This is a genomic window from Olivibacter ginsenosidimutans (assembly GCF_039542865.1).
GTDB classification, from domain to species: Bacteria; Bacteroidota; Bacteroidia; order Sphingobacteriales; family Sphingobacteriaceae; genus Olivibacter; species Olivibacter ginsenosidimutans.
This window is the reverse complement of the sequence record NZ_BAABIQ010000008.1, coordinates 306249-331900: the sequence shown is the minus strand read 5'-3', so window position 1 is coordinate 331900 and position 25652 is coordinate 306249. Positions and strand designations below refer to the sequence as shown.

Below are 25652 nucleotides of genomic sequence, written 5' to 3'. Positions count from 1 at the left end.
TACTTTTGTTCATACTTTTTTGTGTCGTAACTCAAAAGTATAAATCTCGGAGCAGTTCGATTAATTTCTACTGCTCCTTTTTATTTTTCCCGGACACTAGTGATATTTTTTGAGAATTTTGGCATGTAAATAAAATATTTTTCGATAAATACGTTTATAATAATAGATACTTATTTTTGTCGGATCAAAGCAGCACCATAACGAATGAATAGACGAATAGCTTACGTTTTTCTTTTTTTGATAGCCATTAGCACACAACAAATAGAAGGTAAAGAAAAGTTCAGGCAAAAAAATGAAGCGCCAGTAGTAGCCAGTATAAGGAATGAGGAAGACAATACTAAATACATACAACATCTGATTAACCAGGCAAATTACGGAGACACTGTTCGTATACCGTTAGGGACACATTATGTACGCACTATTTATCTTAAGAATGGTGTACATATAGCCTCTAAAGGCGTGTTAAAACAGCTGAAACCAGATAGCGTAGAGAAATTTAGTTTCGCAAAACAATGCTCCAGCTCACCTTTATTTGTCGGTAAAAATATACATGACATTTCGTTAAGTTTTAAAGCCGCTGTCTCCAATGAAGCGGTTTATTTGGAAAATTGTAAGCGGGTAAAAGTGACGAATACAGCTATTCAGGGAGACTCAACTAATATATGCGCTTTTTCGGGAATTTATCTGCGTAATTGTGAACAGGTTGATATAACAAACACCGAAGTTTCCTTTTTTGGAAAAAGTAGACAAAGCCCATCTTTTTATCAGCGAGGTACCGGTATACGAGTACAATCCTCGAAAAATATAAGAATTTCGGATAATAATATTCATGATAATGGTGAAAATGGTCTTTTTTTTCATGCTTGTGCAGCGATAGTTGTCCATCATAATCGCGTATCAAACAACGGTATGAGCGGTATACAGGTGGCTTTTGGAAGCACTGGTTTGGAAAAACAATATAAGATTACCGATAACACCTTAACAGCTAATGCAGCTGATGCGATAGATATTAATAATCCCGACCCTGTACGGCAGGTTGATCTTCAGGCCGTCATCGAAGGTAACCAAAGTAAAGGAAATGGTTGGGTAATGGGTAAAAAAACGCGTGATGGTTCGGGTATCGCAACATTGGTCGGACTTAAAAATGTGCTGGTTCGAAATAATAAATCAGAAAACAGTAATCGCCCAGCTATATATATTAGGCAATGCGATGCCATCGATGTTCTTGAAAACGATGCCGATAATTTTGCAGAGATTGTTGGCGATTTAGGCCAAATACACTTATTTAAAAATACTTTTGACGGTTTGCGTGTATTAGCACATGCCAAAGCTAAGAAACTGACATTAGACTCGAACCACATCCGTTTGGTGTATCTACCCAACGATATTGCCGTTGATAGCTTGGTATTTGTTTCCAATAACTTAAGGGGCGACCTCAATATCAATATGGATGGTCGGTTGATTTGCAAGAACAATACCATATCGAGTAATTCGCCGCGAGGAGCAATTGCGCTCTGGAAGGTAAATGAAGCTGTTTTATCTGGAAATCAAATATCGGCTACAAAGAATAGTGCGCTATATATTCATGAAAAGGCGAGTAATGTGGTGGTTGAAGACAACAAGATTCACGCAACCAATACCTGTATAAAAGACAATGGCTCAAGCCACTTAAAAATAGCCCGGAATACACTGGCATCTGCAACGTATAATGCTTCGGCTCAGACGTTGGTATCGGTAAACCCAAAGGATCTTCATCTCAGCGATAACATTTATTATGTGGGTAAAGAAAGGTTGGAAAAAGATAAAACCAGACAGGCATTGGGCTTAGAAGGTAACGGTACGGTTTATATGCAGGGAGATGTCCGTGGATTATTCAAACCGTCGGCATCCTATAAAAACTAGCTGTTTTATTATGGGGTAAGTTCCCCTAAACAATACCATTACCTTCCATGTAGATGTAGATGTAGGTGGGAACGAATCTATAAGTTCATTCCCCCTGATACTTCGATACGTTGTCCGTTAATCCACCGAGCATCTTCGGTGCACAAAAAGGAAACTACGCCACCAATATCAGCTGGTAAACCAACACGACCCAAAGCAGTGATGCTCGCTATCTGTTGGTTCACGTCTTTGTTGTCTCTGACGTGACCATCTCCAAAATCAGTTTCAATGGCACCCGGTGCGACTACATTGGCACCAATTCCTTTAGGACCTAACTCTTTTGCCAAGTATCGGGTCAGCACTTCAATAGCACCTTTCATAGATCCATAGGCCGAAGAACCAGGAATGGCAAAACGCGCTAGTCCAGATGAAATGTTGATAATACGCCCACCCTCATTAATATAAGGTAATGCCTTTTGGGTTAAAAAAAATACACCTTTATAATGTATATTTAACGCTTCGTCAAATTGCTCTTCGGTTGTTTCCATAAAGGGTGCATAAAGCGCAGTTCCTGCATTGTTAATCAGGAAATCAAAATTTTCACTTCCCTTTTGTTCTTTCAAAAAGGTAGTTACTTGTTCCATGAATGCATCAAAAGTGGTGACATCTGCCGTGTTTAATGGAAATGCTTTGGCCTTTTGCCCGAATGCTTCAATTTCTGCTACTACTTTATCCGCCTCTGCTTGATGCTGTTTATAGGTTAATAAGACATCAATTCCTTTTTTCGCTAAACTGATAGCCATGTTTCTTCCTAAACCACGGCTGCCGCCAGTTACTAAAGCTGTTTTATGTGCTGTTGTGCTCATGTGTTTATTGCTTATTATTTGTTTGGTAACAAAAATCAGCAATAAGTAATGAACGTGGTTGTAAAGATCAATCCATTATTTGCGAAATTCAAATCGGCGTAGATGACCGAAATCCCAAAGGAGTTGTCGCCGTCTGTTTTTTAAAAAAGTTAGAAAAATGAGCGATTTCCTCAAACCCCAAGCTGTAAGCAATTTCTGATACGTTCCAATCGGTCTGCTTCAATAAAATTTTCGCTTCCTGTATCAATCGGCTAGCAATGATTTCGGTGGTGGTTTTACCCGTCCCTTCCTTTAATACCTTATTGAGGTGATTGACATGGATGGCTAATCTATCTGCATATTCTTTTGCTGTTCGTAGCTTGAGTTTTTGACTTGGCGATTCGATGGGAAACTGTCTTTCCAGCAATTCGATAAATAAGGAAATAATACGAGCGGAGGCGTTCTGATTGGAATGTAATGCTTGTGCCGGTTGAAGTTTCTGACCATAATGTATAAGCTCCAATACATAGGTGCGGAGTAGATCGTATTTAAAGGCATAGTCTGATGCAATCTCTTGATGCATCTTTTTAAATAACCATTCAATTTCCTCCGCTTCTACGTCGCTGATTTCAAAAACTGGATAACCACCTGCTTTAAAAAGGGGGAGCTCATCTAATAAAATGCCGCTTTTGTTTTTAATTAAAAATTCATCGGTGAATACGCAGAACGAACCCGATTGTTGTTCGTCAAGTGGTACCCAATGATAAGGAACTTTAGGTGTTGCAAACAATAAGGTATTTCCTGCTATATCGAATTCCTTGTCTGCATATTCTGCCTTGTTTCTGCCTCTGATTAGACTTATTTTATAATAAGCTCTTCGGTTATAAGGCATGATGTGTTTCCGTTTGACCTCGATTAAAGTTTGGGCAATATCAAACACATTAAAATGTCCGATTTCCTGATGAATGCCCGGAGGTAATAGTGTTTCTATGGTTTTACCCGTAAATTGCGCAGCTTGTTGGTAGAACTCATTAAGCGAGGTGCTCTTTATGCTTTTCATCGATCAATTTGATTGCAAAATCCAAAGATATTAGTTTTTAACAAATTCGTTTTTCTATTTTTATACCGACCTACTTCCCTTAAAACACTGTTTTATAGCAGGGTAGATATGAAATCGGGGTAATGATAAGGCGATCTGTAAAAAGTATCCTTTTATCAATAAAATGTATCCAAACACTACCTTCTTAAATGTGTATTTTTGCATGGTATTGAGCAATAAAAAATGGTTAAGAAGATGGTTAATATACAAGAGTTTGTGGATTATGCGAAGTTTTCGCCAATAAAAATGAAAAACTGCATATCGTAAATTTCGGAAATGAAAAGGATATTTTGCGTAAATCCCAAAAAATAACTATTGACTTCTATCTTATGGCGATAAAACCACCATTAGAAAGGAATCGAATTATTGAACAAAAGTTTGAAGATCAAGCAAATTCGTTTTTATATGTGGATTGCCCACAAAATACACTGGCTTGGGATGTGAGCGAACCCAATTCTGGTTGTGTAATTATGGCCGATGCAAAGCTGATTACAGCGTGTTGCCAAAGACTATAATTTCGTTCACTATAACAATCATGAAGCACTTTATTTCACTAAAGAGGAAGAAGTTTTACTATGGGATTTATTTAGGAATGACTACAATGAATTTGGGAAGCCGCATTATTCAAAAGATGTCATCGTATCTTACATCGCATTGATATTGTCTTACACACAGATCTATTACGACAGACAGTTTGACACTCGGAGTGCTGTATATCATCAAGTGGTTGAGGATTTTTACAATAACCTCGACGATTACTACAGTCAACAGGAAGGTGTTTCCGGAATGCCTTCTGTGGCTTATTTTGCTCAGAAGGCCAATCTGTCACCAAACTATTTTGGCGATTTGATAAAACACTTTACAGGGCAATCACCTATTGACCATATTCAGGATGTTGTATTGAAATTAGCAAAGGATAAATTGAAAAACACCTCGTTATCCATTTCGGAAATATCCTATAGTTTAGGCTTTGACTACCCAAATTATTTTGCGCGGTTTTTTCGTAAGAAAACTGGACTATCGCCGAAGATCTTTAAAAATATATAATACTTTTTATGACATCATTCAGTCAGCTAAAAACCATGCAAATAAGAACAAAATTGTGGATTGCTACTATCGGTTTGACTATTTTTTGTGCTTGGAAAACAACACAAACAAACGACATTACAGAAGCTGCATGGCTTATAGGAACGTGGGAAAACAAAACTCCAAAAGGAAGTATTTATGAAACGTGGAGCAAGTTAAATGACCACGAATATATAGGTAAAAGCTTTATCACAAAAGAAAAAGATACCATCGTTGCTGAAAACATTCGATTAGTTCAACAATAAGACGGATTATTTTACATTCCGACTGTTAAAAATCAAAACGAAGGTTTACCTATTCCGTTTGCTGCCAAAACAATTTCAGAAAACCAATTGGTTTTTGAAAATCTACAGCACGATTTTCCGCAAATCATTTCGTATACAAGAATCAGTTTAGATTCTTTGGTGGCTGAAATTTCGGGAACTAAAAATGGAAAAGAACGTAGGGAAAGTTTTTCGATGAAACGGGTGAAATAAGATCATGATATTAATATCCAAACGTCAGGTGCCGGAATTTGTTCTTTTTGTACCAGAGGGGTGTTTTTTTATAGATTAAAGCAAATACCTTTAACCAATAAAAAGATATGCCACACTATGTAGATGAAACTGCTTCGGTAATTATACCATTCTTCCAGGAGAACCTGTAGCGGATAGCTTAGCGGTACAACCTATTCCATTAAAAATGGCTGTATCAAAAGTACACTCAACGCCATGGCAGTAAGAATGACGATGACGCAATCTGGACTTTTGATACAACCTCTTCTTCGTATTAATTCATCACATTTAACACGATTCATGACGCATCGCGAAGCGCCTTGATTTTATCGTGTGCGCTTTTGATTTCATCTGCTTGCTTGCTTACTAGCTGTATGGTATCAGGAGCTAATGTATTGGATTTGAGAGCATCATTATACGCTTTTTTTATAGCGTCTTCGCCGCGTTCCGCTTCTTCAAGTATGCTCTTCCGATCGCCTCCACCGAATAAGGCTTTAACGTCAATCCATGCCCGGTGTAGTTCACCAGCCATGCTTGTTCCGGTTTCTGGATGTCCTGCATGTGCAGTGACTAGAGTGGTGAGTTCCTGACTGAACTTTCGGCTCTGGGCGGTAAATTCCTGAAACAGCACTTTTAAGTCAACATTTTCATCCTTGATATCGGCTAAAGCTTTTTCAAATCCCGCCACACGATCATTATTGATTTGTATTAAATCATTTAAAATGGTAATTGAATTTTCGTTGTTTGACATAGGTATAATTTTTTGATGTTTTCATTTAATAAACGCCTATACTATCGATCCGGTTTTAAAAAGATTAAAATTGTTTTACTAATCATCGTTTTACCCGAATGCCATCTACAGTTGGCTTATGTTTTCAATTACGCACGATTTATACGATTTACCAATAGGAATGATAACATCGTTCGAGAGGATGATGTTACGGACATCTATACGTTTGATGTGTTGTTTATTAACCAGAAATGACCGATGAGTTTGTAAAAAATGGGCATGGTTCAGCTTAGCCAAAAATCCTTTTAATGTATGGTATAACGAATAATTCCCATCAATTGTGATTAGCTTAATGTAATCTCTTGCCGATTCGATGTAAATAATATCTTCCTGATATAGCTGAACTAGAAAGCCTTGTGTTTTTATAAACAAAGGGTTTTTCTTAATAGAAGATTCGGGTTTATTGTTTTTTAATTTGGTTATGGCATGCAGAAAGCGCTCATAGGAAAAGGGTTTGAGCAGGTAATCGATTACATCCAGTTCAAATCCATCAAATGCATAGTGCTTGTAAGCGGTCGTAAATATTGTCTTTGGTGTTTTTGGCAAGGCTTTGAGAAAATGTACACCGTTGACTAACGGCATTTCGATATCCAAAAAAAGTACATCAATGTTATGCTTACGCAAATATTCAAAAGCTTCGATAGCATTGCGAAAACTTGCTGTCAAGACGAGATTGGGAGTTTTCGCAATGTAATGCGCTAACACTTGTAAAGCTAATGGCTCATCATCCAATACAACACATTTCATCGTATTTTAATTTTGAATTCAGCAATATAGTGATTTTCAGTTTGATCAACCTGGAGATGGTGTTGGTCGGGATAATAACGTTCCAGGCGCTTACGAAGATTACTTAAGCCAATACCAGATTTTTTAGTCGTTGATAGCTTTGATAATGGTAATCGCTCGTTGGCAATTCGGAATGTTAACCATCCTTCCTCGTTGAGTGCGACATTGGCTTTTATCTCCGCCTGATCTATAGCGGTTTGTTTACCGTGTTTAAAACTGTTTTCGATTAATGGAAGAAACAATAGGGGAGGTATAGTCAAGGTGTCATCTACATCGTTTATTTGAAGATGAATAGTTGCTTGTGGAAAACGTAAACGTTCGAACGCAAAGTAACTGTTCATGAAGTGAAGCTCCTCTTTCAGCGGTACTTCTTCTCTAGCGGCATCATGCAAGATATAATGCATCAATTGCGAAAGCAATAAGATAGAAGAAGAGGTGTCTTTGGGATGATTCAGACTTAAGGCATAAATGCCATTAAGCGCATTAAAGAGAAAATGGGGCTGTAGTTGTGCCTTTAAAACCTGCATTTGTAATTTTAAGTGTTCGGTTTCCATTTTCCTGCGTGATATTTCATTGCGATAAGAAAAGATGGAAATGCCCACAGCCAAAAAAGCAATGGTATCCGTAGTAATAAGGTTCCAATCCAAATAACCTTGCTGTAAAGCATGAAAATAAGCCTTTTCGGGCATGGAACTTACTAAGGAGAAAAAATAAGCCGTCAACCGATTGTTCCATGTACCCAAAATAACGATATACACAAAACTAAGCCCTAATAACCAAGTATAGCGTTTCTTCGATAATAGCTTAGGCACCAAATAGCGATAATAGAAAATGAGGTAAAGTGAAGAGCAGCAAGCATATAGACAAAGGATAGGATAGGGGAAATTTTGTCCCATTTGAGGAGGAAAATAATCATGTTCTAGGTGATAGGAATATTTGTACATCAGTACATACAATATCCATACCAATACCTCCAATATTATCGGGTAGGTTAAAATGGTGTTCTTGCGTTGCTTCATTTTTCCAAAAATCGTATTAATTGATGAATTGACAATCGATACCCGACTAACGGGTGTTTTTATACGACGAATTTTTTAACCTAGCTGCACGAAGGATGTATCAAGCCATCTGTCGTGTCGCAGCTACAAAACCTGTGTTCGCCAACTAAATTGGGTGAAAAAAGGAATATGAATAACATAACATTTGTTTGGCTATTGTTTTTTTAAGCCAGTTCATAGGAGTACGACAGAGTTTCGCTACCTCCAGTTGCTGTCAGGATTCACTTCAGGTAGTCGATATGGATTCGCTTGCAACATCGGTTGTCAACTTAATTGGTAATCAGGAAATTGTAGGACTAGGAGAGGGGACACATGGTACAGCGGAATTTAATCAAATACGAGCAGCGATAACAAGAAAGTTGATTGCTCAAAAAGGATTCAGATACATCTGTTTTGAGCACAATTTTGGTGAAACGGCTTTGTTTGCTAAGGACCTCCTGTCGACTTCCGCAACCGACCATTTGGAAATGATGGGTTTATTGAAAAAGCACTTCATCGGTATCTATCAGAATAAGGAAATCCTAGAATTTTTTTCCTGGCTCCATGCCTACAATAAAGAAACAAAAGATCCTATCTCACTTATTGGAATCGATTATGCAGAAGCCTTAGGCTCCATTCTTACGCTGGAAAGTAGTATGAAAAATGTAGACGAATGTAAACCTATCCTTAATCGATTAAAAAGCAATGCAACATATCTAGATTCATGTTGGAATAGCCAATCAATTCCTCAGGATGCGCAAATGTGGTTAGAGAAAGGGGTCGAATCCGTTGATCTCATTGATAATGTGGAGAAAATTGCGATGCTTAAAAAGAAGCGTGAACTGCCTTTTAAGATGAGTTTGCTCAATATAAAGCTTGTTTATGAAACCTTTAATCGTTATCGACTGAAGGCAACAGAAGTTTCTAGAGATAGTTTGCTCTTTCAAATGGTCAAGCAAGTCCAGGATGTTGATAAGCATGCTAAAATGATCATATGGGCGCATGATGGACATGTTGCTAAAGGGGAAGTATTTGAAAATGAAAAGCCACTGGGAAATATTTTGAAGGATTATTATCCGGGCAACTATTTTTCTGTGGGAACCATAACTTCGGGGGGAAAGTACTTGGTTACAAAAGATCGTTTTCCAACAAGATATAACACGTTTTTTCCGACAAGCCTTCAAAAACCGATAAATGGTTCTGTTGAACAGTATTTGGATGGACTTGGCCAACGTCAATGCTTGTTTTATCCGGGTAGTTTATTCGATCATGCAGCCCTCAAACATTCAACTTATATGCGCTTTGCGGGCTATAATTTTACCAAGAAGAATACTTTTCAAGAAGTGAATTTATGGTCTTGCTTTGATGTATTGGTCTATTTTCGAAAAACGAATCCGTCAAGGTTATTCCGTTAAACCGGTAATGAATGTACATGGGCCGATAATGTGCCTTGTAGCTATAGTGGCGGAAACACCGACATAACATCCGATAAATACAGCACTTCACCAATGGCCACCTTTATGACTGCGTCCTGCATGCGCTTTGCTAACATATCAAAAAATATTTTACGGAGTATCCAGTTTGTTTGTCCTATAATAAATCCTTAGTTTTATAGCTGTTATTCCATGATAAATTTAAAATTATGAACTGCCCTATTTAATCTGCCAGCTGGAGGATCTATCATACAAGAAAATGTAAATTTATGCACAGATTTTGACTGTTAATTGATGTTCATGAGCCCTTTGGGGGGTAAATACAGTAAGATCCATCTGACCAATAGGTTAAAAACCGTTTTTGCGGTTCATGAACGCCAATAGTAAAATAGAAATAGACAAATAATTATTTACGGATGAAAAGATTCCTGGTTGTTCTTATCTTTCTTTCTCATTCATTGACCACTCCTTTCGCGCAAGAAAAAGCAACTCGATACTTACCAGCAGCACTGCAAAACTCTGGTATTTATCACATTGCAGCGGTCAGGACAGTAGATACAGCTACTTTTGTAGATGTCCGTATTACTTTTATTCCGAACTGGTGGTCGATGTTTTCCAAAACCAATTTCATCAGAAAAACAGGGACTGATCAAAAGCTATTTCCTAAAGGATTAGTCGGTGGCGTATTTGGAGAAAAGCTATGGACACCAAAATCAGGCGACACACTAGTGACATTGATCTTTGATCCGATACCTAAGCACGTTAAACAGCTTGATTTTGGTGAGGACGATAAAACCTATATCTACGGTGTCCAATTAAATGGTAAAGAATTACACGCGGCTGAAAAACAGATAAATAAAGAAAAGGAAGCGCTGAAATGGATAGATGCTGAGCTTGCCAAATCCCAAAATAATGAGGTGCTACAATCCTATAACGATGAAAATTTCTTCAGGAAAGATTCAGCGCGCATCGTAGGTTATATAAGAGGTTATGATAAACGACTCGGCTTTTCAAGTGGCATTATCTATAATTCGAACGAGTTGACCAGAGAAGATTTTCCGACCACCATCAAAATTCATGACGATGGACGGTTTGAGGTGGGGTTAGCGCTCCAGCATCCAGCGATCCATTATTTGGTTATAAATGATTCCGCGATAGATCATGTTTACCTAGAACCCGGACATACATTAGGCATGGTGTTGGATTGGGAAGATTTCCTACAACGGGATAGGTATAGGAATGGGAGTTATACTGCGAAACATACACAGTACTTTGGAGTTTTGGGTGCATTTAATCAAGAACTTTTTGGTATAGATATAAACAAACCGGATTATCAACAGCTTCGAGATGCACAAAAAGTAGTAGTACCAATAGATTTTAAGCATAAGCAGATCAGGCAATGGAAGGCTGAAAAGAAACGTGTAGATTCACTTTTGCAGGCAAGAAATGCTGGAACTAAGTTATCGTCACTCGTCAAAGTCCAGGTGGATTTGGCCTATGCGAATTACCTTTTTGAATATGCAAATAATAGAGACTATTACAGCAAACAGGATACGGCTAATCAAATACTCCGGATGCCAATCTCAGAAGATTATTTTGATTTTGTACGTTCGCTGAATCTAAATGATCAAACCTATTTAGTATCGAACGATTTTTCAGGTTTCATCAACCGTTTTGAGTATTCACCGTTATTTCCATGGCAAGAATCATCTCGAGCAAAAGATAGTTATGCCTATTTCGATTCAGTGGCCGTGAAGCATTTTTCGGAAATACCGCTAATGGTACAGGTAGCAAAAATCCGCACGGTTCAATATCAAATAGCGTTTTTACAGGACAGCATTCAGCTTGATCATATTATCGGGCAGGCAACCCGAACCTTACCTTTGGATTTTTTGAAAGCGGAGGTTTTTCGGCTGAAAGTAGAAAAATTGAAAAGAGATGCCGGATATGACCTGCCGGATACCTATGGTGCTAACGTGTTTCGGAAAATTGTCGATAAGTACAAAGGGAAAGTGCTGATGGTAGATTTTTGGGCAGAATGGTGTGGTCCCTGTCGTGCAGGCATCGAAGGCCATTTGGCCGATCGAGAAAAGTATGCTAACCATGCTGATTTAGCATTTTTGTTTGTTACGGACGACAGTACCGGAGAAGACTTTTATAAGGATTATACCGAAAAGCAAAAGATGGTCAATTCATATAAAATTAGTAACGAGGATTATCTGGCATTGCGGGAATTGTTTAAATTCAATGGTATTCCGCACTATGTTTTAGTGGGAGCAGATGGAAGAATATTAGACGATAATTTTCAGATGCACAACTGGAAATACGAGCTGACGCGAAGACTACCTGAAAAGTTTCCGTTAAAAGAGTTTAGTGCTATACAGCAGTAGGTTTTTTGGCTTAGATCATTTACCAAGGTGTCTTCTTTTAGAAATTAACGAAATCATTTGCATTTATTAATCTTAATATTCATCTTTGTTTATAAAGAAAGATGAATACAAATTATTTACATATCAATTGGTGGTGGCACAAAGGCTAACTTTGTGGCAGTACCGGTTGTAATGAGGATAATAAAGCATATAACAAAGGGCTTGCCATAACGCAAGCCTTTTTTTATGGGTTTTATCAAAATATTTTTATTGAGCAAAATGTTGGCCAAATAAGCCTTTTACAAGCTTTTTACGAATTGAATTAGATGAAGAAGATATTAACACACTTATTTGAAAGCAAGACTTTTACTAAAGAGGAAGCATATGAAATATTAACCAATATAACATCCGGTAAATACAATGCTTCACAAATGGCCGCCTTTATGACTGCGTACTGCATGCGGAATATTACCGTGGATGAATTGGCTGGTTTCCGGGATGCGATGCTGGACTTATGCTTAAAAGTTGATTTTAAAGATTATCAACTGATTGATCTATGTGGTACAGGTGGCGATGGGAAAAACACCTTCAATATATCTACATTGGCATCTTTTGTGGTGGCAGGTGCTGGCTATCATGTGGCAAAACATGGTAATTATGGTGTCTCGTCAGGATGCGGATCTTCCAATGTGATGGAATACCTAGGTTATCAGTTTTCTAATGATAAAAGTGAAATTTACCGGAGCCTTGATGAGGCGGGTATCTGTTTCTTACATGCGCCCTTATTTCATCCTGCGATGAAGGCAGTAGCTCCTATACGACGTGAGTTGGGTGTTAAAACATTTTTTAATATGCTGGGGCCGTTAGTTAACCCTGCCGAACCTATCTACCAATCCGTTGGCGTATACAGCTTAGCGTTAGCCCGTCTTTATGGCTACCTCTATCAACGGACACCGAAGCAGTATAGTATTTTACATGCGTTAGATGGTTATGATGAAATATCCTTGACAGGCGATTTTAAGGTAATCAGTAATCGAGGTGAACAGTATATGGCGATTGATCGATTAGGCTTTCCTAAAGTGAAGTCGGAAGAAATAGGCGGGGGTGAAACGGTAGCAGAGGCGGCAACTATTTTTACCAATGTATTGCAGGGTGAGGGTACTTCGGCACAGCGCCAAGTGGTGTTGTGCAATGCGGCAGTTGCTATTCAGACAATTTGTCAAGATAAATCATTTGCCGATTGCTATGCAGAGGCAGAGGCGTCCCTGTTAGGAAAGAAGGCCTTAACAAGTTTTAACAATTTAGTGAAGCGGGAAAAAGCGATATATTGAGATGAATAGGTTAAAATTGAAAATCTGTGGCATGACCGATCAGGCTAACATCAACGATGTTTTATCAGTAGGGCCTGACTATTTAGGTTTTATATTCTATGCCTCTTCTAAACGTTATGTTAAAGGATTATCAGCTGATTTTGTTAGGCAATTGACGGTAGTGCAAAAGGTGGGTGTCTTTGTCGATGCTTCCTTAGACGATATAAAGCAGGCGATAATTCACTATGGTTTGGATTTCGTACAATTACACGGGCAGGAACAACCCGATTTTGTACAACAGGTAAAAGCCTTGAATGTAAGGATCATCAAGGCCTTTGGCATGGCGGCCGATTTTGATTGGCAATGTTTGCGTGCTTACCAAGAAATGGCGGATTATTTTCTTTTTGATACTAAAACGTCAAGTCATGGTGGTAGCGGAGAGGTTTTTGATTGGACTTTATTACAACAATATCCGCTGCAAGTACCGTACTTTTTGAGTGGAGGCTTGAGTCTAACGAATCTGGTAGCGGTAAATACGTTCGATGATCCGCGCTTATATGCGCTGGATGTGAATTCAAAATTTGAATCCAGTCCAGGGTTTAAAGATATTCAGCTTTTGAAACAAATTAAAAAGTAAAAAATTTAAATGGATATAAGGAGCAAGACATAAGACAAAAAAGAGGAATTGATCTTGATCTTTTTATCTTGATACTTACTACTGATATCTTATAACTTATCACGTAAAACGTAGGACTTAAAACTTAAAAATAAAAACATGAACAATTATCAGGTCAATACGAAAGGCTATTATGGTGACTTTGGTGGTGCCTATATTCCTGAAATGATGTATCCTAATATTGAAGAACTGCGTTTAAACTATCTTAGTATTATCGATTCAGCTGATTTCAAGCAGGAATTTGAGCAATTATTGAAGGATTATGTTGGCAGACCATCGCCTTTGTATTTGGCGACTAGGTTATCGGAAAGGTATGGAGCAACTATTTTTCTGAAACGGGAAGATCTGAACCATACCGGCGCCCACAAAGTGAATAATACCATTGGTCAGATTTTATTGGCAAAGCGCCTAGGGAAAAAACGGATTATAGCCGAAACTGGAGCTGGACAACATGGTGTAGCCACAGCAACCGTATGTGCACTTATGGGGCTCACTTGTGTGGTATATATGGGAGAAATAGATATTCAACGACAAGCACCTAATGTGGCTCGTATGAAGATGATGGGGGCGGAAGTACGAGCAGCTACATCGGGAAGCAAAACCCTTAAGGACGCAACAAACGAGGCCATGCGCGATTGGATTAATAATCCGGTAGATACCCATTACATTATAGGTTCAGTGGTAGGACCACATCCCTATCCGGATATGGTGGCGCGTTTTCAATCCATCATATCAGCTGAAACACGCAAACAACTATTGGAAAAAACGGGTCGGGAAACCCCAGATTATGCTATTGCTTGTGTAGGTGGAGGAAGTAACGCCATGGGTATGTTTTATCATTTTTTGGATGATGAGCAAGTACAGTTGATTGCCGCTGAGGCAGCAGGAAAGGGTGTCGACAGCGGTCATTCGGCTGCAACCTCCGTTTTAGGGAAGGAGGGTGTATTACACGGAAGCCGTACTATTTTGATGCAAACTACCGATGGACAGGTAATAGAACCTTATTCTATTTCTGCCGGATTGGATTATCCGGGCATTGGCCCTCAACACGCCTTTCTACATAAGATAGGGCGAGCAAAATACGTCAGTATCACCGATGATGAGGCCATGCAAGCGGGTTTGCTGTTAACTCGTTTGGAAGGGATTATTCCAGCCATCGAAAGTGCGCATGCCTTGGCCCAATTGGAAAAAATGTCTTTTAAACCAACAGATCAGGTGGTTGTGTGCCTCTCGGGTAGAGGGGATAAGGATTTGGATAACTATAGAAAATATTTTGATTTTTAAGTCGGCGATCATGAACAGAATCAATCAACTTTTTAACAATAAAGGAGATAAAAAATTACTTTCCATTTATTACACGGCAGGTTACCCGCAGCTTGAAGACACGGTAAGCTTGGCTGAATCATTGGAAGAAACTGGTGTTGATTTTCTGGAAATAGGGTTTCCATATTCTGATCCTGTGGCAGACGGACCAGTTATCCAGCACAGTTCAGAAGTATCCCTGAAAAATGGAATGACCCTAGAACACCTTTTTGATCAGTTAAAGGATTTACGCAAACGGGTGCACATCCCGGTTTTATTGATGGGTTATGTGAATCCCTTATTACAATATGGTGTAGAACGTTTTTGTGCATCATGTGCAGCGGTGGGTGTGGATGGCGTTATTGTTCCAGATTTGCCGATGTATGAATATGAAGAACAGTATCAGGAGGTTTTTAAAAAATACGCTATTAGCCATATCTTTTTAATTACCCCACAAACAACGGAAGAACGTATCCGGAAGATAGATGCTTTGAGTACTGGATTCATTTATATGGTTTCTTCCTATGCAACGACCGGTAAAAACCTAGCCATATCCGATCAAACAACAGATTACTTTAAACGAGTGAAAACTTTACAGCTCAAAAATCCATTGGTAGTTGGATTTGGAATTGCTGACCATAACAGCTTTGAACATGCCTTGAATTATGCCGATGCAGCTATTGTGGGAAGTGCTTTTGTACGCTTATTGGGAGAACCCGATTATCGAAGTAAGATTCCGGCTTTTATTGAAGGTATTAAGGGAGGTGTGAAAGTGTGAGTTAGAGCAACCACATTGTGCAAGCAGCTAGCCGGAAAGATAGATTGTAAAAAGATAGATCAAGCTATATAGATAACACTTCTGGTTAAAAGCACTTACTGTTGTTCACCGAAAATGCCGCATATAAAATTTACAAGGTGTACCGGGAGGCACTAACGTTCCTGTAAATTTTAAAGCGGTGAGTTTCTTTGATACTTTCTTTTCGGAAAAGAAAGTATAGAATAAAAGTTGATTTTAGCTAAGTTTGTAGCAAACACAAAAATTATGTCACACATTAAAGATTACGTAGAAGCAAACAAACAACGTTTTCTAGATGAATTGTTTGAACTGCTTCGTTTTCCTTCGGTAAGTGCTGATGCTAAGTATAAAGATGATGTGCTGAAGACGGCGGATTATATCGCAGAAAAGCTGCGGTCAGCTGGTGCCGATAACGTGGAAGTATGCGCAACAGCAGGTTACCCTATTGTATATGGCGAAAAAATCATCGATCCGACTAAGCCAACGGTGCTGGTATACGGTCATTACGATGTACAACCACCAGAACCACTGGAATTGTGGCATACACCACCTTTCGAGCCAACGGTGCGTGATGGGAAAATATTTGCCCGTGGTGCATGCGATGATAAAGGTCAAATGTACATGCATGTGAAAGCCTTTGAATTGATGCAAGAAACTGATGGACTACCATGTAACATCAAATTTATGATTGAAGGGGAGGAAGAAGTTGGATCAGCACATTTGGATACGTTTGTTAAAGCGAATAAAGAACGTCTGGCTGCCGATGTGGTGTTGATTTCTGATACTGCCATGATTAGCCTGGAACACCCATCATTGGAAACGGGTTTGCGTGGCTTATCTTATGTTGAGGTGGAAGTAACCGGACCTAATCGCGATTTACACTCTGGGGTTTATGGTGGAGCAGTGGCTAATCCGGCAACGATTTTAGCGAAAATGATCGCTTCTTTGCATGATGAAAATAATCGTATCACCATTCCAGGTTTTTATGATGACGTGGTAGAACTGTCGGCAGCAGAGCGGGAGGCATTGAATAAGGCTCCTTTCGACGAGGAGGCATATAAAGCCGATTTAGAGGTTAATGCGTTATGGGGTGAAAAGGGATATACCACCATAGAACGTACCGGCGTTCGGCCAACGCTAGAAGTAAATGGTATTTGGGGAGGCTATATTGGGGAAGGAGCAAAAACGGTGTTGCCTGCTAAAGCTCACGCTAAAATATCGATGCGTTTAGTGCCGAATCAACATTCGAATACAATTACCCAATTGTTCCAAAAGCATTTTGAGCAACTCGCTCCGGAAGGTGTGCGGGTAAAAGTTACCCCGCATCATGGAGGTGAACCAGCGGTTACCCCAACCGATAGTGTAGCGTATAAGGCAGCAGAAAGGGCAATAACCGAGGCGTTTGGCAAAGCACCTATCCCGACAAGAGGTGGGGGCAGTATTCCTATCGTAGCTCTATTTGAAGAAGAACTTGGGTTGAAAACAGTGTTGATGGGGTTTGGTTTAGATAGCGATAACTTGCATTCTCCAAATGAAAAATATGATATAGCGAATTATTATAAGGGTATTGAAACCATCCCGCTATTTCATAAATATTTTGCCGAATTGAGTCAGTAAAAAAAGATCAGCCAGCTTATCCTTCATAAATGGAATAAGCTGGCTGATCTTTTTTCTTCTTCCTGCATTACTCCCAATCAAAAATTTGTTTTAGATTGGGGTTAAGCACAATTTGTTGTTGAGGTATTGGCCGATAATAATATTTAGGAGATACAAAGATGCCCATATCTTCTATTATTTGAACATTTCCTGATGTAGCATTTTTTAAGAACAGGGATACATCCTGACCAAATGTACCCACCCGATAATACTGCAGCACTTTTCCTAAACTGTTGGTCTCTTTGTTATTCGGAATTGACTGGGAAGCAGGGAGCAGGTAAATATCTGGAATTCCATCACCGGTTAGGTCGTGTTTACCCAAAGAGGCAAAATAGATTCCTTGAGGTTCATTTTCCAGAAATTTGCCAGCTTCCCAACGCATGAGGTCATCATGGCGTTGGCCTTCAAAAGCTAACTCCACCCGGCGTTCTCTTCTGATTTCCAATATTTCAGCCCGTTGAACGGAAGTCACGTTAGGAAATTTTGCGACTTCTACCGGATCAATAGGTGGATTTAAAGTCATATGAGGCATGCCCACGCGGTCTCTCAATTGATTTACGGTTATATCGAGATCGCTTTGGGTAAGTTGCCCAATTTCGGCTTTGGCTTCGGCATAGATCAGTAGGATTTCTGCAAAACGGTACAAGGGAACATCCATATTGTTTCGGGTGTCTTGATCTGTGGAATTATAAAAACCTTTAATCTGATGATAACCCGAAAAGTTCTTAGCCAATTGCTGCACATATAGACCGGTTCCCTGTGCATAGGTACCTGAGCGGACTAACACCCAGCCCGGATAGGCATACGTTTGGTATAAGCGGGGATCTCGATCGCGAAACTCTTGCACAAATTCATTTTGTTGGTAATTCGGTTGACGGCTATAGAAAGAACCATCTTTCATTAAATATGCTTGTACTAGATTTTTCTGTGGATAGGTCTCGTAATTGCCAAATACACCTTCACCGCTGTCGCCATTCAGTACGTTAGCCTGATAAAACCGAGCAAGAATAATTTCCTTGTTGCCCGAGAGATCGGCATTGGCGAAAAGGCTGCCGTAATCTTCATTCGGTTTGTTCGTTGTATAGATCTGAAAAGACCCGTTGTCCATAATATCTTTCGCAACATCAACGGCTTTCTGCAGAAAATCGGATGCCGAATTGGAGAGCTTAAGTTCCGTATGATATTTCCGGAAGGTCCCTTCATATAGAAGAAAGCGGGCATAATCTGCTTTTACTACCCAGCGGTTCACGGCACCTGTAGGTGCAGAAACATCCACATTATTCAAGGCAAATTCATAGTCTTCCATAATATGGTTAACAACGGTTTCCCTAGGATCGCGTGCGGCAAATAGGATGTCTTCGCTATTAGCTTCCAAGGGAACGTCAATCCAGGGTACATCCGAGTAACGTTTTACTTTGTCGACATAAAAACGGGCCCTAAAGAAACGGGCTAAACCTTCAAAGTGGTTTAGGCGATCTTCAGTAATATTGGCTTTACGAAAACGGTCTAAAAAGAAATTCACATTTCTAAGTTGTCCCCATTCCCAGCCACCGGTGATAGTAGTAGAGGAAGGATTGGTGGTCACCATCGTTTTCAATTCTACGTTTCCCGTTGAAAAGGCATTATCGGTTAAATTATAAGCTTCGGAAGTGTAGATGCCGGTAGAAGGAAAATCATAGAGATTATTGGCATACAAGTTTAAATCTTGTTCGGTATTGAAAAAACTTCCAGCATCAATATCGGTTTCCGGGGTTTTCTCTAAAAAATCGTCGTTGCAAGCCGTAGCAGCTACACAAAGGATTCCTATGAACAGGATTTTTCTGATCTTATTATTTAGTGGGTTATATAAGATTGTTGGCATGTTCTTTTTTTTTAAAATATGGCATTAACTCCTATGGAATAACTTCTTTGAAAAGGATATGTCATCCCATTTCCTTGCCGTCCTATAGCTGTTGTAGGATCGGTATTGATATTAGCATTGGTACTTTCCGGATCGTAAAAATCTTTTATACCTGACCATTCAAAGATGTTTTCGCCTGAGGCGTAGATGCGAAGCCGGGTAAAGCCGATCTTCTTGGTTAGCGAAACGGGTAAGGTATAGCCAATGGTGATATTTTTGATTCGGAGGTAAGACCCATTAAGTAGATAGGCAGTTTGTGGAATTGCCAAACCCATAGCATCATCGATTCGGGTTCCTAAGTTGGCATCGGCAAGCCAGGATTGTAAAATTGGATATTTTCCGTTGGGATTAGCATCGGCAAGCCCCAGATTCAAATACGATTGGGAGTGCTGGGCTTTTTGTGCTTCGCTATCACCGGTAGGACGGTAAAAGTCGAGCAGATGTTCATACGTATTGCCATAAGGTTGTTGGTAAAAACCCCAATAAAGGTAATCGAGCGGATAATAATCCCGTTTTCCTACACCTTGTAAGAATACCCGTACATCGAAGTTTTTCCATGAAGAATTCAGGTCTATGCCAAACTGATAGCGCGGCGTAGTATTACCAATTACCGTCAAGTCTTTCGTATTATCAAGGGTATAACCTTTTTCAATCTTACCATTGCCATCACGATCGATATATTTTGGCCACCCCGGTACTATCTGTAAGGCTCCCCAAGGGATAATAGATGTTTCGTCCAGCTGGGCAATTTCATCCGTGTTTTGGAATAATCCATTGCTTTGCAAGCCCCATATTTCTCCAAGATTCATCCCCTTATAGTATTGAAGAATACTTTCGCTCGGGTTATCAAACCGGGTAATGTGGGTTTTTGAATCGGATAGTACAAGACGGGCTTGAAAAGATAAGGGGCTTCCACTTAGCTCATAGCTATCCCGATAGCCCAACGATAATTCCCAGCCTTTTGTCTGTAGATCTGCTGCATTTTCGTTCGGTTCGGCTGCTCCTAAAATACCGGGCAATTCTTTACCACCGGTAAGCATGTTCAGTGTGTTCCGTTTGTAGATGTCAACAGTCATCGTGAAACGATCCTGCAATATGCCCATGTCCAAGCCGAAGTTCAGGGTGTTCACCTTTTCCCATGTGTAGTTAGGAGAAACCAAGAGCGGCGGACTGATCATGGTTGGACGCTCACCGCCAATGAGATAACCGGATTGTGAAGTCCCCATGGAAGGGAGATAGCCGTAATTGACCACATTCTGATTTCCCAAAGAACCATAGGAAGCGCGGAGCTTCAGGTTGTTAACGGTTGATCGGATTTTTTCCATAAAGGATTCCTGGTCTAGGCGCCAAGCGGCAGATGCGGAAGGGAAGAAGCCAAAGCGTTTGTCTTTTGGAAAACGGGAAGAACCATCATAGCGTCCGTTGAATTCCACTATGTAACGATCGGCATAGGTATAATTGACCCGTCCGAAGGCCCCTCTAATGGCATAGGTTTGAATCTCTTCGCTACCACTAGTCAGTCCTGTGGCCAGCCCGGTAGTTGGGTAAGAAGACGAAATCAAGTCTTGTTTATTGAGGTAAAAATATTCGTCACGGTAATTTTCCTGATTATAGCCTATAATGGCAGACAGGTTGTGCTTGCCAAAACTTTTATTCAGAGTGCCGTACAAATTGAATACTTGGTACCCAATGGATTCGCCCCCTCGTTCGGCAGCGTTTTCACCCTCTTCCCGGATATCATCCGGGCCGTAACCAATTTTATATTTGGTATGATAGGAGTTCGTATTGATGGAAGTATTTCTGAACGTGAAATCACTGTTGATTGTTAGCAATCTATCCCAAAAGTTCATCTCCGTTGTAAAGGTAGATTGGATCATGTTTTGCTTGATCGTTGTAACGCCACCATCGACTATCTGGGCGGCAGCTCGGCCAACCGTTTCATTTGCCCAAGTACCATCTGGGTTTTTATCCCATGAGGTTGGAAATAGGGTATAGAGGTCATAGATATTAAATGGCGTATTGTAGAGATTGGATTGTGTGGAGGTGCTGGAATGGGAAGTACTATAAAAACTGGTAGGCGATGTTCGGTTCGTGAAGGTATAAAAGGTATTGTTTCCTATTTTAAGCCATTTTCTCAAGTTATAATCAATTTTAGCTCTTAAGCTATAACGGTCATTGTAATCATCCGCCAACGTAAGAGGACTGTTTTGCCGATTATATCCACCAGAAAGATAATATTGCGCTTTATTGTTTTCACTCACGCCACTGATAGCCAAATCGTGGTTTTGATTGAAATTGTAATCATCTAGAAAATAATGGCTCCAATCCCGATCCCCCATGTATTCCCATAACGTAGGATCTGAAGGATTTACACGTACACCTGGAATAGAAGGATCGTCCGATCGTTCCTTAGCATATTGGTAATATTGGTCGCTATAATTGACGTTATCCCATGGAGTATTGTCGGTCGATAGTTCCAGTAAGCGAGAAAAGATATAGGGGTCGGTTACCATTTTAGGTAGCACAGTGGGTTTGTTCAAACTAAAGTTATTAGCGTAATTGACGGTAGCCCCAGCAACAGATCCCGTTTTGGTTTTGATCAGAATGACACCAAAAGCAGCTCGCGCTCCATAAATGGCGGCAGCGGAAGCATCCTTGATGACTGACATGGTTTCGATATCCTGTGGAGCAAGCAAATTAAGTTCAGCGGGACTAACCTGCACCCCATCAACTAAAATAAGTGGGTCACCCCCATTAATGGAGGTAATTCCTCGGATGTTGATGTTGGCCGCGGCTCCAGGAGCACCGGAATTAAAACGGATGTTTAAGTTAGGCACCATCCCTTGTAGGCCTTGTGCCACATTGGCTACCGGTCGGTTTTGTAAATCTTCGGCCTTTACTTGGTCAACGGCACCCGATAAGTTGACTTTCTTCTGCGTACCATAACCAACAATCACCACTTCTGTTAAGCTTTGTTTGTCTTCTGCCAAGATAATATCATAGCGCTCCGATTGCGTTATGGTAATGTCCTTTGGTAAATAACCTACCGTAGAAACGTGTAATACATCACCCACCTTAGCCTTTAACGTAAAGGTACCGTCAATTTTAGTAGAGGTTCCTTGATGCTTTCCGGTAATGGTGATACTGACGCCGGGTAAAACTTCACCAAGAGAGTCTTTTATAGTTCCGGAAATAATCCGATCTTCCTGGAGCGCTTGTCTGGCTTGCGCAACTTGCTGCCCGATCGTGAGCAACGCAACAACCAGTAATAGTAAGAGTTGTTTCATCTGTTTGTTGTTATTCGTTTTTGTAAGTATTTAATAGTACTCATGAGCCTGCTTAGCAGGTTTTGTTTTTAGTTGTCAGATGGAGCTTTTAATGACTAACCCTCGCAGGGCTTCTGAACACAAAGGCTGGTGTTTAATTTGTTGAATAAATAATTTTCTGTCCTGTGGATTCAATGATTGTTTTGATCATGTCGGGTTCATATATTTTTACGATTAGGGATTCGGAACAAAGATGAGTTTCGAATGTTAAGGACGGATTAAAATTTCATTATTTTAATTGAATGTTCATTCAATTAAAATGGTATATTTAATAAGGGGTGAGCTAGATATGGCGTGGTATATGCACCGATATCCTTAACAATAATTTAATCGGTCATGGTACTTTTTAGATAGGTCGTCTAGCTACCTTTGTAAAGCTATGCTTTTAGTTGTGATTGATACCTTGGGATGGGCAGGTGTAATTTTTTGCCTAATGGCTTATCTGCTTATTACCTATAACTATGTAACGCTGGACCATTGGTTATACCAGTTGCTGAATATTGCTGGAGCAGCCGGTCTGATCACCAACGCCCTGTATTATCATGACAAACCCAATATATGGGTTAATACCTTATGGGTATTGATTACACTGGGTCGAATGTTCCGATGGAAATGGTTAAGCAAAATGCGTAAATAAACCTACCGTGTTAATCGCAATAGATCGTAAATTTCTTCCTTATATTGATTTAATCGCTTTTCTGCGATGGTTTTATCGTCTATTAGTGACAGATAAAAATAGGCCCCGTCTAGAAAAATGAAAATGAGATCGGCGGTATGGCTGGGATCGGCTAATTGTAATAATTGCCGTTCATTTAACTTAGTCAGTACAATAGTAAGAGTCGATCGCAAAGAATCAAGAATAGTAACGTATTTTTGACGGATTTTTTTATCACGAAAACTCTCGGCATAAAAACCATAAAATAAACTATCGTCAAATAGTCGGTTCCATTTTTTAGAGAAAAGACGGTCAATAATCTCATGAAGTTCTGCAAGACCATAATCCTTTTCATGATCTATTTTAAAAATTAAAAGATACCGTTCTAATAGATAATCAATCAGGGCATCTTTTAGGTCCTCCTTGCTCGCAAAATAATGAATAATGAGGCTAGGATTAATATTCATCACTTTAGCAACTTTGGCAATTGACGTATTGGCATAGCCTATTTTTCTGGATACCTTATAAAAGACCTTAATAATTTCTTGTTTTCGAATATCTTTTATACTTTTTCTGCCCATAGCCTTTTGATAATATACCTAACCGGATTACAAATAAATAGGTTATTATTGAATGAATGTTCAATTAATAAATAAAATAAAGATTTCTTAATCATGGCTTAATGACGAAACCTGACCTTGCTCACAAAAGTATGCATGCAATAGCTCATACAAGCTCAAGCTTCATTACCATTAAAATAATTATTTCGATGAAAAAGTTAAACATTTTATTCTTTTTATGTGTCTATGCTTGCCTCGCTTCGGCGCAACAACAGAAAAAAGTAGTTTTTATGATTGTAGACGGAATATCAGCCGATGCATTAGAACAGGTCGCTCCTCCTCACTTTAAAGAATTGATGAAAAAGGGAGGCTATTTGCGGACACATCAAGGTGGTGGATTAGGTGCTTATACTGAAACACCCACCATTTCTGCCCCGGGATATACTAATGTGTTAACAGGGGTATGGTACAATAAACATAACGTTCCGGATAATGATATCAAGAATCCGAATTACCATTATCCTACGATTTTCCGTTTATTGAAAGATGCATTCCCTGAAAAAAAGATTGGTGTTTTCTCCAGTTGGTTGGACAACCGGACGAAGTTAATCGGTGAAGGTTTGCCACAGACTAGTCAAATCAAGATGGACGAGACTTTTGACGGGCTGGAGTTAGACACCGCTCATTATCCACACGATAAAGGACGTCAATTTATGTTGGCAATTGATCAAGCGGTCACGGCAAAAGCTGCTGAATCGATCAAAGAGCGAGGATTAGACTTATCTTGGGTGTATTTGGAATATACAGACGATATGGGGCATATGTATGGTGACAGTCCACAATATACCACCGCTATTGAAAAGGTGGATGAAGAAATAGGACAGATTTTGGCTGCTATTGAGGAACGTGAAAAAAAATTTAATGAAGAATGGTTGATGATCGTGACAACTGATCACGGCCGGGCAGAGAAAGATGGTAAGGGACATGGGGGACAATCGTTCCGTCAACGCTCCACTTGGTTATTGAGTAACCGTCCGCTAAACAATACCTACAGTAAGCTACTATATCCGGCGTCAGTAGACATTGTACCTACCATCACGGCATTTATGGGAATTCCGGTTCCAGAAAGCACGTTGAGAGAATTGGATGGGGTGCCATTAATTGGGGAAGTAGCGATAGCAGAACCTAAGGCCCATCGTTTAAAAGAACATTTGGATATTTCTTGGATCCCCTTAAAACAGGAAGGCGAGGTGAAGATTTGGGTATCTACTACCAATAACAAAAAAATAGGGCATGAAGACCACTATCAACTAATGGGCACTTTTCCGCTGAACCGCAAATACGCACTTATCTCCATTAAGGATATGCCGTCTACTTTTTATAAAGTAGTATTGGAAACACCAGACAATTCAGTAAATTGCTGGGTAACCAATTAAGTCTATTGCATTTTTGCGCTGACGAATAAACTAACATCGGGATTTAAGGAAATTCTATTACCTACCATAGACGAAATACCTTAACTTTGTGCTCGTTTGAACCCTAATGGGGGGCTTAAAAATTCGTCCTTTCGACCGTAATGAAATGGAGTAAAATCGTCAGACTTTTTTAGCTATCTTCTTTGGGGCGAAACGATTACACGATTAATTATCCT

General features: G+C 39.6%; 20 protein-coding genes. 12 read left to right on the top strand and 8 right to left on the bottom strand.

Annotated elements, in window-relative coordinates:
• The first annotated feature begins 204 nt into the window (after positions 1-204).
• Complete coding sequence (locus ABD930_RS08665; protein WP_345231323.1) at positions 205-1902, top strand: right-handed parallel beta-helix repeat-containing protein; 1698 nt, start codon at positions 205-207, stop codon at positions 1900-1902.
• Positions 1903-1979: 77 nt separating this feature from the next.
• On the opposite strand, the gene ABD930_RS08660 is transcribed toward ABD930_RS08665, so the two are convergent.
• Positions 1980-2747, bottom strand: a complete 768-nt coding sequence (locus ABD930_RS08660) for an SDR family NAD(P)-dependent oxidoreductase (protein WP_345231322.1) — start codon at positions 2745-2747, stop codon at positions 1980-1982.
• A gap of 88 nt (positions 2748-2835) precedes the next feature.
• Entirely contained in the window at positions 2836-3786 is a 951-nt protein-coding gene (locus ABD930_RS08655) for a helix-turn-helix domain-containing protein (protein ID WP_345231321.1), read from the bottom strand.
• A 699-nt stretch (positions 3787-4485) separates the two neighbouring features.
• Between ABD930_RS08655 and ABD930_RS08650 the strand changes: the two genes are divergently transcribed.
• Both ABD930_RS08650 and ABD930_RS08645 read left to right on the top strand, forming a co-directional pair.
• Positions 4486-4872, top strand: a complete 387-nt coding sequence (locus tag ABD930_RS08650) for a helix-turn-helix domain-containing protein (protein ID WP_345231320.1) — start codon at positions 4486-4488, stop codon at positions 4870-4872.
• Between the two features lie 8 nt (positions 4873-4880).
• Positions 4881-5156, top strand: coding sequence for a hypothetical protein (locus tag ABD930_RS08645; protein WP_345231319.1), 276 nt, complete (start codon positions 4881-4883; stop codon positions 5154-5156).
• A 547-nt stretch (positions 5157-5703) separates the two neighbouring features.
• On the opposite strand, the gene ABD930_RS08640 is transcribed toward ABD930_RS08645, so the two are convergent.
• The 3 genes from ABD930_RS08640 to ABD930_RS08630 all read right to left on the bottom strand — a co-directional run bounded on the left by ABD930_RS08640 (position 5704) and on the right by ABD930_RS08630 (position 8000).
• Entirely contained in the window at positions 5704-6156 is a 453-nt protein-coding gene (locus ABD930_RS08640) for a ferritin-like domain-containing protein (RefSeq protein WP_345231318.1), read from the bottom strand.
• Positions 6157-6261: 105 nt separating this feature from the next.
• Complete coding sequence (locus tag ABD930_RS08635) at positions 6262-6942, bottom strand: LytR/AlgR family response regulator transcription factor (RefSeq protein ID WP_345231317.1); 681 nt, start codon at positions 6940-6942, stop codon at positions 6262-6264.
• Positions 6939-8000, bottom strand: a complete 1062-nt coding sequence (locus tag ABD930_RS08630; protein ID WP_345231316.1) for a sensor histidine kinase — start codon at positions 7998-8000, stop codon at positions 6939-6941. Before ABD930_RS08630 ends, ABD930_RS08635 begins: the two co-directional genes overlap by 4 nt.
• Positions 8001-8188: 188 nt before the next feature.
• On the opposite strand from ABD930_RS08630, the gene ABD930_RS08625 reads away from it, so the two are divergent.
• The 7 genes from ABD930_RS08625 to ABD930_RS08595 all read left to right on the top strand — a co-directional run bounded on the left by ABD930_RS08625 (position 8189) and on the right by ABD930_RS08595 (position 17521).
• Complete coding sequence (locus ABD930_RS08625) at positions 8189-9433, top strand: erythromycin esterase family protein (protein WP_345231315.1); 1245 nt, start codon at positions 8189-8191, stop codon at positions 9431-9433.
• Positions 9434-9867: 434 nt separating this feature from the next.
• On the top strand, positions 9868-11841 hold the full coding sequence (locus ABD930_RS08620) for a TlpA family protein disulfide reductase (protein WP_345231314.1): 1974 nt from the start codon (positions 9868-9870) through the stop codon (positions 11839-11841).
• A 305-nt stretch (positions 11842-12146) separates the two neighbouring features.
• The gene (gene trpD / locus ABD930_RS08615; protein WP_345231313.1) at positions 12147-13151 is read left to right on the top strand and encodes an anthranilate phosphoribosyltransferase; all 1005 of its coding nucleotides are present in this window, start codon (positions 12147-12149) and stop codon (positions 13149-13151) included.
• Position 13152: 1 nt separating this feature from the next.
• On the top strand, positions 13153-13767 hold the full coding sequence (locus ABD930_RS08610) for a phosphoribosylanthranilate isomerase (RefSeq protein WP_345231312.1): 615 nt from the start codon (positions 13153-13155) through the stop codon (positions 13765-13767).
• A gap of 138 nt (positions 13768-13905) precedes the next feature.
• Complete coding sequence (trpB, locus tag ABD930_RS08605) at positions 13906-15090, top strand: tryptophan synthase subunit beta (protein ID WP_345231311.1); 1185 nt, start codon at positions 13906-13908, stop codon at positions 15088-15090.
• 10 nt (positions 15091-15100) lie between these two features.
• Complete coding sequence (gene trpA / locus ABD930_RS08600; RefSeq protein WP_345231310.1) at positions 15101-15886, top strand: tryptophan synthase subunit alpha; 786 nt, start codon at positions 15101-15103, stop codon at positions 15884-15886.
• A gap of 264 nt (positions 15887-16150) precedes the next feature.
• Complete coding sequence (locus ABD930_RS08595; protein ID WP_345231309.1) at positions 16151-17521, top strand: dipeptidase; 1371 nt, start codon at positions 16151-16153, stop codon at positions 17519-17521.
• Positions 17522-17588: 67 nt separating this feature from the next.
• On the opposite strand, the gene ABD930_RS08590 is transcribed toward ABD930_RS08595, so the two are convergent.
• Positions 17589-19421, bottom strand: coding sequence for a RagB/SusD family nutrient uptake outer membrane protein (locus ABD930_RS08590; RefSeq protein WP_345231308.1), 1833 nt, complete (start codon positions 19419-19421; stop codon positions 17589-17591).
• Between the two features lie 11 nt (positions 19422-19432).
• Entirely contained in the window at positions 19433-22747 is a 3315-nt protein-coding gene (locus tag ABD930_RS08585; protein WP_345231307.1) for a SusC/RagA family TonB-linked outer membrane protein, read from the bottom strand.
• 418 nt (positions 22748-23165) lie between these two features.
• Between ABD930_RS08585 and ABD930_RS08580 the strand changes: the two genes are divergently transcribed.
• Positions 23166-23423 (top strand): CBU_0592 family membrane protein, encoded by a 258-nt coding sequence (locus ABD930_RS08580; protein ID WP_345231306.1) that lies wholly within the window; start codon positions 23166-23168, stop codon positions 23421-23423.
• A 2-nt stretch (positions 23424-23425) separates the two neighbouring features.
• On the opposite strand, the gene ABD930_RS08575 is transcribed toward ABD930_RS08580, so the two are convergent.
• Entirely contained in the window at positions 23426-24022 is a 597-nt protein-coding gene (locus tag ABD930_RS08575; RefSeq protein ID WP_345231305.1) for a TetR family transcriptional regulator, read from the bottom strand.
• A 188-nt stretch (positions 24023-24210) separates the two neighbouring features.
• Here ABD930_RS08575 and ABD930_RS08570 point away from each other — a divergent pair, with 188 nt between their 5' ends.
• Entirely contained in the window at positions 24211-25437 is a 1227-nt protein-coding gene (locus tag ABD930_RS08570) for an alkaline phosphatase family protein (RefSeq protein WP_345231304.1), read from the top strand.
• Positions 25438-25652 lie beyond the last annotated feature (215 nt).

Excerpts from the sequence above, each read along its gene's own strand:
- ABD930_RS08665 (WP_345231323.1), top strand. The coding sequence starts at position 205 with ATGAATAGACGAATAGCTTACGTTTTTCTTTTTTTGATAGCCATTAGC.
- ABD930_RS08660 (WP_345231322.1), bottom strand. The coding sequence starts at position 2,747 with ATGAGCACAACAGCACATAAAACAGCTTTAGTAACTGGCGGCAGCCGT.
- ABD930_RS08655 (WP_345231321.1), bottom strand. The coding sequence starts at position 3,786 with ATGAAAAGCATAAAGAGCACCTCGCTTAATGAGTTCTACCAACAAGCT.
- ABD930_RS08645 (WP_345231319.1), top strand. The coding sequence starts at position 4,881 with ATGACATCATTCAGTCAGCTAAAAACCATGCAAATAAGAACAAAATTG.
- ABD930_RS08640 (WP_345231318.1), bottom strand. The coding sequence starts at position 6,156 with ATGTCAAACAACGAAAATTCAATTACCATTTTAAATGATTTAATACAA.
- ABD930_RS08635 (WP_345231317.1), bottom strand. The coding sequence starts at position 6,942 with ATGAAATGTGTTGTATTGGATGATGAGCCATTAGCTTTACAAGTGTTA.
- ABD930_RS08630 (WP_345231316.1), bottom strand. The coding sequence starts at position 8,000 with ATGAAGCAACGCAAGAACACCATTTTAACCTACCCGATAATATTGGAG.
- ABD930_RS08620 (WP_345231314.1), top strand. The coding sequence starts at position 9,868 with ATGAAAAGATTCCTGGTTGTTCTTATCTTTCTTTCTCATTCATTGACC.
- trpD (WP_345231313.1), top strand. The coding sequence starts at position 12,147 with ATGAAGAAGATATTAACACACTTATTTGAAAGCAAGACTTTTACTAAA.
- ABD930_RS08610 (WP_345231312.1), top strand. The coding sequence starts at position 13,153 with ATGAATAGGTTAAAATTGAAAATCTGTGGCATGACCGATCAGGCTAAC.
- trpB (WP_345231311.1), top strand. The coding sequence starts at position 13,906 with ATGAACAATTATCAGGTCAATACGAAAGGCTATTATGGTGACTTTGGT.
- trpA (WP_345231310.1), top strand. The coding sequence starts at position 15,101 with ATGAACAGAATCAATCAACTTTTTAACAATAAAGGAGATAAAAAATTA.
- ABD930_RS08595 (WP_345231309.1), top strand. The coding sequence starts at position 16,151 with ATGTCACACATTAAAGATTACGTAGAAGCAAACAAACAACGTTTTCTA.
- ABD930_RS08590 (WP_345231308.1), bottom strand. The coding sequence starts at position 19,421 with ATGCCAACAATCTTATATAACCCACTAAATAATAAGATCAGAAAAATC.
- ABD930_RS08585 (WP_345231307.1), bottom strand. The coding sequence starts at position 22,747 with ATGAAACAACTCTTACTATTACTGGTTGTTGCGTTGCTCACGATCGGG.
- ABD930_RS08580 (WP_345231306.1), top strand. The coding sequence starts at position 23,166 with ATGCTTTTAGTTGTGATTGATACCTTGGGATGGGCAGGTGTAATTTTT.
- ABD930_RS08575 (WP_345231305.1), bottom strand. The coding sequence starts at position 24,022 with ATGGGCAGAAAAAGTATAAAAGATATTCGAAAACAAGAAATTATTAAG.
- ABD930_RS08570 (WP_345231304.1), top strand. The coding sequence starts at position 24,211 with ATGAAAAAGTTAAACATTTTATTCTTTTTATGTGTCTATGCTTGCCTC.